This window comes from Catenibacterium sp. co_0103 (assembly GCF_004168205.1).
Classification (GTDB): Bacteria; Bacillota_I; Bacilli_A; order Erysipelotrichales; family Coprobacillaceae; genus Catenibacterium; species Catenibacterium mitsuoka_A.
On the sequence record NZ_RCYB01000077.1, the window covers coordinates 1 to 9,254 of the forward strand.

The window sequence follows — 9,254 nt, forward strand, 5'->3', positions numbered from 1 at the left end:
ATCCTTTTTTTCTTTCTATAGATTTATTGACCTTAAGAACATGATAAATGATTTATGAAATAAACAAAACAGATAGCAGAAAACTGCCCCTAAAAAGTTGACAGCATAAAAGCAAAGCCAGGAGTTCATACCCCTGACTTTTTCAAAGCTTGAGTAAACCCCAAGTCTATTTAGTTACTCAAATCAACTAGGCTAACGCCTAGTTTTTTTTCATCTTACAATACGATTTCTACAACTTAATAGGATAAGATGTTTAAATATAATCTATTATGTTATTATTTTTTTGACGGAGGAAGACTATGAAGGCAAAAATTGAATTGATACTAGAAGAAAATGTTGAAGAAACAATAATCAGATGTCATAAGATGACAGATGAAATACAAAATATAGTCTCTTATATAGAAAATGAGAAGAAAATCATTAGATATAAAAGGGGAACTGCTTATCCTTTAAATATAAATAGTATCTATTATTTTGAAATTGTAGATCAAAATGCATTTGTGTACTGTGAAAAAGAAATATATGAATCTAAAATGAAACTTTATGAATTTGAACAAGAAACAGAAGGTACATCATTCTTTCGTGCTTCTAAGTCACTTATTAATGCAGATAAGATTGATTCTATCAAACCTTCCTTATCAGGCAGATTTGAAGTTGTACTAAAAAACAAAGAAAAACTCATAGTATCTAGACAATATGTACGTGTACTTAAACACATGATTGGATTATAAGGAGGATGAAAAATGGATAAAAATGAAATGATACATACAATAACTATTCAATATTTTGTGATTTACACATTATCAATATTTGCGACAATCTTGTTTTGTCATATAGATCAGCCTCAAATAAAAATGCTTTCTGTATCTTATTTAGGAGAGGTGGCAGTCTTTTCTTTTCTTGCCTGCCTTCCTACAACTATCTATTATTCTAAGTCTCAAAGTGTATTAGTGAAGACTATTCTTCATACAACACTCTTAGAAATCATTCTTTTAATTGCTGGATATCAAATTGGTATGTATGAGGATGTCTTAGGAGGATTACTTTTCTTTTTCACAATACTTGTAGTAGATATTTTAGTCAGATTATTTAATTATTTAAATGATTGCCATCTTGCAAATGAAATCAATAAAGCTCTTAAGAGTAGAAAAGGGTGAACGTATGAACAGTATTGAAATTAAATATCTTACTAAAAGCTTTGGTGATACTAAAGCAGTAGATGACTTAAGCTTTAGTGTAGAAAAGGGGACTTTCTTCTCTTTTTTAGGTATTAATGGTGCTGGTAAGAGTACTACTATTTCTATGATATGTGGTGAACTTACAAGTGATGCAGGAGAAATATACATTGAAGGCAAAGATATTAAAACACATATGGATGAAGTAAGAACTACTATAGGTGTAGTTTATCAAACTTCTGCATTAGATGATGTACTCACAGTTTATGATAATCTAAAGTATCGTGCTGCTTTATATGGTATTACGGGGAATTCTTTTAAGAAGAAACTAGAAGAACTCTCTATATTATTAGATTTCAAAGACTTTTTAAAGAAACCTTTAAATAAGCTATCAGGAGGACAAAGAAGACGTATAGATATAGCTCGTGCTCTTATTCATGAACCAGAACTTCTTATCTTAGATGAACCAACAACTGGTTTAGATCCTCAAACAAGAAAAATATTATGGAAAGTTATTGATAATTTAAGAAAAGAAAAACATATGACTGTATTTCTTACGACTCATTATATGGAAGAAGCCGCTGAAGCAGATCAAGTTGTTATTATTGATCATGGCCGTCAAATAGCTTCTGGAACACCACATGAATTAAAACAGAAATATGCTTATGATTATTTAAATATCTATCATGTAAAAGAAGAGGATATTAAGTTTTTAGGACATCCATATACATATAATAAGGATCATTACACAATCCGTGTCAATCATCCGGGTGTTGTGAAAGAAATGATTCTTCAAAAACCGGAATTATTTAATGACTTTGAACTTGTAAAAGGAAGAATGGATGATGTCTTCTTAAATGTAACAGGAAATAAACTCCCAGGAGGTGAACAATCATGAAACAACTTTATCATCTCACATTAAGACATACAGTATTATTTTTTAAGGATAAAGGACGCTTCTTAACAGCTTTGATTACACCAATAGTCTTAATTGTCTTATATATGACATTTCTAGGGACTGTTTATCATGATTCGCTAGATAGTATAGTTAAGTATTATTCTGTATCACAAAAGACTATTGATGCTTTTGTGAATGGTTATCTCTTTTCCTCATTACTTGCAGTGAGTTGTGTCACAGTATCATTCTGTTCAAATATGATTATGGTACAAGATAAAGCAGATCATAAAATAAAGGACTTACTCATAGCACCTGTCAGTAAAACTACATTAGCTCTAAGTTATTTTATTTCTACTTTACTTATCACTATGATTATTAATATCACTGCTTTACTTGCATGTTTTATTGTATTAGGTACAAGTCACTTTGTTTTACCAGTAAAAGACATATTATATTGTTTGCTAGATATCTTTTTGCTTACTTTGTTTGGTGCTTCTTTATCATCTATTATTAATTATTTCCTTACAACACAAGGCCAGATTTCAGCTGTCAGCAGTATTGTGAGTGCAGGGTATGGTTTCTTATGTGGTGCTTATATGCCTATTTCTCAATTTACACCTGCAGTACGTGCTATTATTAAGTTCTTACCAGGAACCTATGGAACAGCACTTATTCGTAAGCATTTATTAAATAGTCTATTTATTAAACTAAATACAAAGGTTTCTTCTACGATCATGAATGAAATTCATCAAAGTTTTGATACATCATTTACACTTATGGGACATACAATTACAACGAGTATGATGTATCTCATTATGATTGGAACATGTTTTATTTTGTTGTTTGTATACATTTTATTGAATTAATTCAAAAAAAGATATGTAAAATTGATGTAATTTGATACATAGGATTGAAAAATATGAGAAATAGTTTAAGATGTTTTTTGTGGAGGAATTATTAAGTATTACCATGAAACTCTTAAAGAAATTAATTATACTTATTGCATTAGTTATTGTTTATGTATTTTCTAATGCAGTAAGTATTTATATATATAGTTTTAAAGATGAAGCAAGAACTGCAGATGTTGCAATTGTCTTAGGTGCATCTACATACAATGGTCATGCTTCACCTGTTTATCAAGAAAGAATTAATCATGCAGTTGTTTTATACAACAAACATTTAGTTAAGAAAATCATTACAACAGGAGGATATGGAAAAGGAAATCCTGTTAGTGATGCTTATAATGCAAAGCTTTATGCAATCAGTCAAGGTGTACCAGAAGATGACATTCTTACAGAAGACCAGTCAACAGTCACTTTAGAGAATCTCATTAATGCGAAAAAGATTATGGATGTTGAACATTATAAGACTGCATTAATAGTCAGTGATCCATTACATATGAAAAGGGCCATGCTTCAGGCAAAGGATGCAGGCATTACTGCCTATACATCACCAACACAATCTTCTAGATATCGCACAAGAGATACCAAGTTTCAATTCTTAAAACGTGAAGTAACTAATTATATTGGTTATAAATGGTATCGTCTCTTTAAATCTCTTATCAAGGTATGATAGAATAGTATTAAGGGTTGAAGGGAGCTGTTTGTTGTGTTTATGATTAATACAGGATGTATATGCTGTGCAATTCTCGCATTAACATTCTTGTTTTATTATATAATTTGTACATGTCTTAAAGGATTAGGTGTTTATCGTATTAGTGCATTTAAGAATGTACCTCGTGAAGAAAGCCATTATTATGATAAGAAAAGAATCAGCCGTGCTCAAAGAAGTGCATTCAAGAAATGGTTTATCATATTAAGTATAGGTACAATACTATCATATTATATTAGTCAGTACTTTGCTTATATTGCGATTGGACTATGGGCACTTATATTCTTTAAAGACATCTTTGTAAAAAAAGAGAACTTATTTCGTAACTATCGTATCTAATGGCCTTATAGGTCATTATTTTTTTAGGTGACATTATGGAAAAACTATTACTTGTACTTATATGTGTTTTAGGTGTTGTCATCATGGTCAAAGGTTTTGTGAGTCGTTTTCAATATCGACTTAAAGCGACCCGTTGTTCTTTATAGACATCAGGAAAAATCATAGATATAAAACAAGAAGAATTAAATTTATACAGGATGACTATTCAATACTATGCAGAAGGGAAGTTTATTGAAAGAAAGCCTTCTATCACATACTTCCAGATGAAATATTTTAAAAACAATAAGAACGTCACAATAGACAATGATCCTACATCTTGTGATACATTTATTATAGAAGAAGACTTATTTCCTATACGTTTTACTAATTGTCTCATATTCAGTGGTTTTGTATTAGTATGCTGTGCTGCTTTATTTATTATCTGAGAGGTTGATTATGAAGAAAATAATATTACTGCTTCTAAGTGTACTTTTAACAGCTTGTACACCATCTTCAACTACAAATAAAAACTTTATCAATACTAAAGGTACAACCTTAGAAACACGTATTCCCACACCCAAAGGATATACACGAGAACAAAGTGATTTTGCACATTTCTTACAGACTTATCCATTAAAGGAAAACGGTAGTCCTATTCTTTTGTATAACGGTAAAAAGAAGTGGAATCAAAGTGCACAAATTGCGGTATTTAAGTTACCGATAGAAAATGAAAACCTCCAACAATGTGCCGACTCAGTGATGAGAGTCTATGCAGAATATTATTGGAACACCAAACAATACGATAAGATTCAATTTCATTTAAGTGATGGATTCTTATTATCTTATATGAAATGGAGAGAAGGGTATCGTGTCGTCATTAAGAATGATCATGCATCTTATATAAAGAGTGCTTCCTATGATGATTCTTATGAATGTTTTAAAAAATACTTGCGTATTGTCTTTGCTTATTCAGGAAGTGCAAGCATGGTAAGTGAATCAACACCTATCAAACTAAATGAAATAAGAGTAGGAGATGTTTTCTTAAAAGGTGGTTCACCAGGACATGTCGTGATGATTGTAGATGTTTGTACAAATAGAGAAGGAAAGAAGGCTTTCTTAATTGCACAAGGCTATATGCCTGCTCAGGAATTTCATTTACTAAAGAATCCATCACATGATGACCTCTGGTATTATGAAGATGAAATCAAATACCCCTTCGAAACACCTGATTATACATTTGAGGAAGGCAGTTTAAGAAGATTATGTTATTGATGAATGTGTTTAGTGGTCACAGAATAGATCCATTACATATTAAGGAAGAAGATATATATCTAGAAGATATTGCTCATGCATTAAGTCTATTATGTCGCGGGAATGGTCATATTAAATATTTCTACTCTGTGGCTCAGCATTCTCTCAACTGCGCAAAAGAAGCGCAAAGCAGAGGATATAGTAAGCATGTTGTTTTATCATGTCTATTTCATGATGCAAGTGAAACTTATATGAGTGATCTCATCACTCCTATAAAAAAACAGATGAAAGAATATCAAGTAATAGAAGACCAGCTTCTAGAAACCATATTTCAAGCTTTTCACATTCGATTGAAGAATGAAGAAAAAAATATCTGGAAAGAGATGGATCACTTACTACTTGAAGCAGAATTAAAGGAGATGATGCCTTTAGAAGAAGATAGACCAACTGTCACACTGATAAGTGTTCCTGATTTAAATGAACACTATTATCGTGAGATAGAAGAAGAGTTTAAGGCTTATGCGCTACAATTATTGGAGGATTTATAGTGAAGATTTATGTTACATATAAGTTTTTAACTAAAGAAGACAGAGATGCTTTTTATTCAGCAATCAAAGAGAATCGTATTCAGGAATTATCTTTATCTGATGAAGGATGTCTCAAATATTCTTATACACCTAAAGATGATACTGTTCTTTATTTGCGAGAAGAATGGACGTCTCAAGACTTACAGTTAAAACATTTGAATCAGTCACATATGGCTGTTTTGAAGGAGTTAAAGAACCAATATTCGTGTCAAACAACAGTGCGTCATGGCACTGCTTGTTTAGAAACTGAACGTTTAATATTAAGAGAATTTAAAATAGAAGACGCAGATGATATGTATCATCATTGGGCTAATGATGAAAAGGTCACTCGTTATTTGACTTGGCCACCTCATCAAAGTATAGAAGACACAAAGCAGTTACTTTCTTCCTGGATTCAGTCTTATGAAAAGGGTGATTCTTATAACTGGGGCATTGTCGTAAAGGATAAGAGTACACTCATTGGAAATATTTCTGTTACAAATATTGATTATAAAACAAATACAGTAGAAATTGGCTATTGTATTGGGCAGGCTTATTGGGGTCATGGATATGTTGCAGAAGCACTTAAAGAAGTCATTTCTTACTTATTTAAGGAAGGTTATGATTTAGTACGTGCAAGACATGATAAAAATAATCCTCATTCAGGTCGAGTGATGCAAAAAGCAGGTATGAAATATGAGAGAATCCTTAGAAAATCTGCAAAAAATAATCAGGGAGTTGTAGATGATGCTGTATACTCAATTCTTCCTGAAGAATTAGAATAGGAGACTATATGGAAGTTAGAGAAATATGTTTGGCGCATGTCAAAGAGATATCGCAATTATTTAATGAAATATTCTCCAGGGAACCATGGAATGATGAATGGAATGAAGAGGACCTATCTATTTATATGCATGATCTAGTAGGTAATCGCTTATCTTTATCTATTGGTTTATATGATGGAGATCAGCTTATTGGAATTGCGTTAGGTCGTATTAAACATTGGTATAATGGCAGAGAATTCTGGATTGATGAATTTGGCATAATGACTAATGAACAGTCTAAAGGACTCGGAACTCAATTTATGGACTTAGTTGTTGATTATACGAAAAAAAGAGGAATAGACCGTATTATGTTGATTACGGAAAGAGAGTTTCCTGCTTATTACTTCTATCAGAAAAATGGATTTAAAGAACAATCATCACAGGTTGTCTTCATGAAACAATATTAAAGAGTTAAGTACGTATTTTTTTGTACGTACTTTTTTGTCTTAAAAAACATATAATTTATTCTTTTGATGACAAAATGTGACTTATAAATTGCGTATAATTACTATCATTTGTAAAATGAAAGCGCTATAATGGTAGTGGTTAAAAATGTATTGTAAGGAGAGAAATAATATGAAACTATTAGAACCAATTAAAGTAGGTCCAATCACATTGAAAAATCGTATCATGTTCCCACCAATGACAACTGGCTATGAAGAACGTGACGGTTCAATTTCTAAACAGAGCTTCAACTTCTATAAACGTATTGCAGAAGGTGGTGTATCTTATATCGTACTTGGAGACGTCGCACCAGTAAATACTGTTTCTCCAACACCAAAATTATTCAAGGATGAACAGATTCCAGCTTATAAAGAATTAGCTGATGCATTACATGAATTTGATTGTAAATTAGGTATTCAGATTTTCCATCCTGAATATGATGTTCAGGCTTTAGCTGAAATGTTTAAGAAGGGTGATATGCAGGCAGCTCGTGCTAAATTACATCATGATATGCTTCATTTCACTGATGAAGTAACTCCAGAAGCATTAAATACAATTCTTAAACAGATGGGTGAATGCGTAAGACGTGCGTATGAAGCAGGTGTAGATGTAGTAGAAGTTCATGGAGACCGTTTAGTAGGTGCTTTATGTTCTACAGTATTAAATCATCGTACAGATGAATATGGAGGAAGCTTCGAAAATAGAACACGTTTTGCGTTACAAGTAGTAGAAAGCATTAAAGAACATGCCCCTCATATCTGTATTGACTATAAACTTCCAATCATCACTGATAACCCATTAAGAGGTAAAGGTGGATTAAAGATTGATGAAGCTGTTGAATTTGCGAAGAAGCTTGAAGAAGCAGGCGTTAATATGATCCATGTTGGACAGGCTAACCATACAGGTAACTTAAATGATACTATTCCAGCAATGGGTACTCAGCCATATTGTTTCATGCAGTCATATACTAAGAGAGTTAAAGATGCTGTAAGTATTCCAGTATCTGCGGTAGGGCGTATCGTTACTCCACAGAATGGTGAAGCCTTAATCGAAAATGGTGTATGTGATATCGTAGGTTATGGACGTTCATTGTTAGCTGATCCTGATTATGTTAAAAAGATTGAAGATGGACAGCCTTGTAGAATCCGTTTATGTATGATGTGTAATAAGGGATGTACAGACTCTATCCAAAACAGAAAGTTCTTAAGCTGTGTTCTTAATGCAGAAAATGGTTATGAATATGAAAGAACTATTACTCCTGCAGATGATAAGAAGAAGGTTGTTATTGTTGGTGCAGGACCTGCAGGTTTAGAAGCTGCAAGAGTTGCTGCAGTGAAGGGTCATGACGTTATTGTTTATGACAAGGATACTCAAGTAGGCGGACAGTTAAATATTGCTTCTGTACCACCTAGAAAAGAAGAAATGAATCGTGCTATTCATTATCTCGCAAATGAAGTCAAAGCATTGGGTGTTGATTTACGTTTAGGAAAAGCTGTTACTAGCGAAGATATCTTAGCTGATCAGCCTGATGAAGTTATCGTTGCAACTGGTGCTTCTAACTTCATCTTAAATATCCCTGGTAAGGATATGCCTCATGTACAGGATGCTTGGAAAGTACTTTCTAATGAACAGTTCCCAGCAGGAAGAATCGTTGTTATCGGTGGTGGACTTGTAGGTGCTGAAACAGCTGAATACCTTGCACTTAGAGGTAATGATGTAAGTATCGTAGAAATGATGGATACTATTGCGAAAGAAGAATCAACTACAATTCGTCCAGAAATGATGGCTGATTTTGAAAAGCATGGTGTTAAACAGTTCACTAATACTAAGGTAACAGAAATTACTGCAACTACAGTAGAAGCAGAAACTGCAGAAGGTAAAGTATCACTTCCATGTGATTATGTAGTATTTGCAGTAGGTGCTCGTTCTAATGCATTTGACATGACTGCATTAGAAGAAAAGAATATCCATGTTCAGGTTGTTGGTGATGCAAATAAGGTGGCAGACATCAATTCAGCTATTGAATCTGGTTATCTTGCAGCAAACGCTTTATAAGATGCTTAAGACAGGCGACGCCTGTCTTTTTTATGCGTGTGCCGGGCATGGCACTAATTCAGTCGGAGATAGTCTGACCACAGGTATTTACCGCCAAGTGTAGTGAACCACA

At 32.8% G+C, this 9,254-nt stretch carries 12 protein-coding genes; all 12 read left to right on the plus strand.

The features are described from left to right. Positions 1 to 299: 299 nt before the first annotated feature. The 12 genes from EAI80_RS10295 to bilR all read left to right on the plus strand — a co-directional run bounded on the left by EAI80_RS10295 (position 300) and on the right by bilR (position 9,142). On the plus strand, positions 300 to 731 hold the full coding sequence (locus EAI80_RS10295; protein WP_129981948.1) for a LytTR family DNA-binding domain-containing protein: 432 nt from the start codon (positions 300 to 302) through the stop codon (positions 729 to 731). A 12-nt stretch (positions 732 to 743) separates the two neighbouring features. Then, positions 744 to 1,157 (plus strand): DUF3021 family protein, encoded by a 414-nt coding sequence (locus tag EAI80_RS10300; RefSeq protein WP_129981949.1) that lies wholly within the window; start codon positions 744 to 746, stop codon positions 1,155 to 1,157. Between the two features lie 4 nt (positions 1,158 to 1,161). Next, the gene (locus EAI80_RS10305; protein WP_129981950.1) at positions 1,162 to 2,073 is read left to right on the plus strand and encodes an ABC transporter ATP-binding protein; all 912 of its coding nucleotides are present in this window, start codon (positions 1,162 to 1,164) and stop codon (positions 2,071 to 2,073) included. Next, a complete protein-coding gene (locus tag EAI80_RS10310) occupies positions 2,070 to 2,939 on the plus strand; it encodes an ABC transporter permease (RefSeq protein WP_129981951.1) in 870 nt (289 codons plus the stop codon). Before EAI80_RS10305 ends, EAI80_RS10310 begins: the two co-directional genes overlap by 4 nt. Positions 2,940 to 3,018: 79 nt before the next feature. Continuing rightward, positions 3,019 to 3,645, plus strand: a complete 627-nt coding sequence (locus EAI80_RS10315; protein WP_238634566.1) for a YdcF family protein — start codon at positions 3,019 to 3,021, stop codon at positions 3,643 to 3,645. Between the two features lie 42 nt (positions 3,646 to 3,687). Beyond that, positions 3,688 to 4,023, plus strand: a complete 336-nt coding sequence (locus tag EAI80_RS10320) for a DUF3784 domain-containing protein (RefSeq protein ID WP_238634569.1) — start codon at positions 3,688 to 3,690, stop codon at positions 4,021 to 4,023. 197 nt (positions 4,024 to 4,220) lie between these two features. Continuing rightward, complete coding sequence (locus EAI80_RS10325) at positions 4,221 to 4,448, plus strand: hypothetical protein (RefSeq protein WP_129981953.1); 228 nt, start codon at positions 4,221 to 4,223, stop codon at positions 4,446 to 4,448. A 10-nt stretch (positions 4,449 to 4,458) separates the two neighbouring features. Further along, positions 4,459 to 5,274: a DUF4846 domain-containing protein gene (locus EAI80_RS10330; protein WP_129981954.1), complete on the plus strand. Its 816-nt coding sequence runs from the start codon at positions 4,459 to 4,461 to the stop codon at positions 5,272 to 5,274. After that, complete coding sequence (locus tag EAI80_RS10335; protein WP_129981955.1) at positions 5,265 to 5,801, plus strand: HD domain-containing protein; 537 nt, start codon at positions 5,265 to 5,267, stop codon at positions 5,799 to 5,801. Before EAI80_RS10330 ends, EAI80_RS10335 begins: the two co-directional genes overlap by 10 nt. Further along, entirely contained in the window at positions 5,801 to 6,604 is an 804-nt protein-coding gene (locus EAI80_RS10340) for a GNAT family N-acetyltransferase (protein WP_238634567.1), read from the plus strand. The genes EAI80_RS10335 and EAI80_RS10340 overlap by 1 nt, the downstream gene beginning before the upstream one ends. Positions 6,605 to 6,612: 8 nt before the next feature. Further along, positions 6,613 to 7,050: a GNAT family N-acetyltransferase gene (locus tag EAI80_RS10345; RefSeq protein WP_129981956.1), complete on the plus strand. Its 438-nt coding sequence runs from the start codon at positions 6,613 to 6,615 to the stop codon at positions 7,048 to 7,050. Positions 7,051 to 7,219: 169 nt separating this feature from the next. After that, on the plus strand, positions 7,220 to 9,142 hold the full coding sequence (gene bilR, locus EAI80_RS10350) for a bilirubin reductase, long form (RefSeq protein WP_129981957.1): 1,923 nt from the start codon (positions 7,220 to 7,222) through the stop codon (positions 9,140 to 9,142). Positions 9,143 to 9,254: the final 112 nt, after the last annotated feature.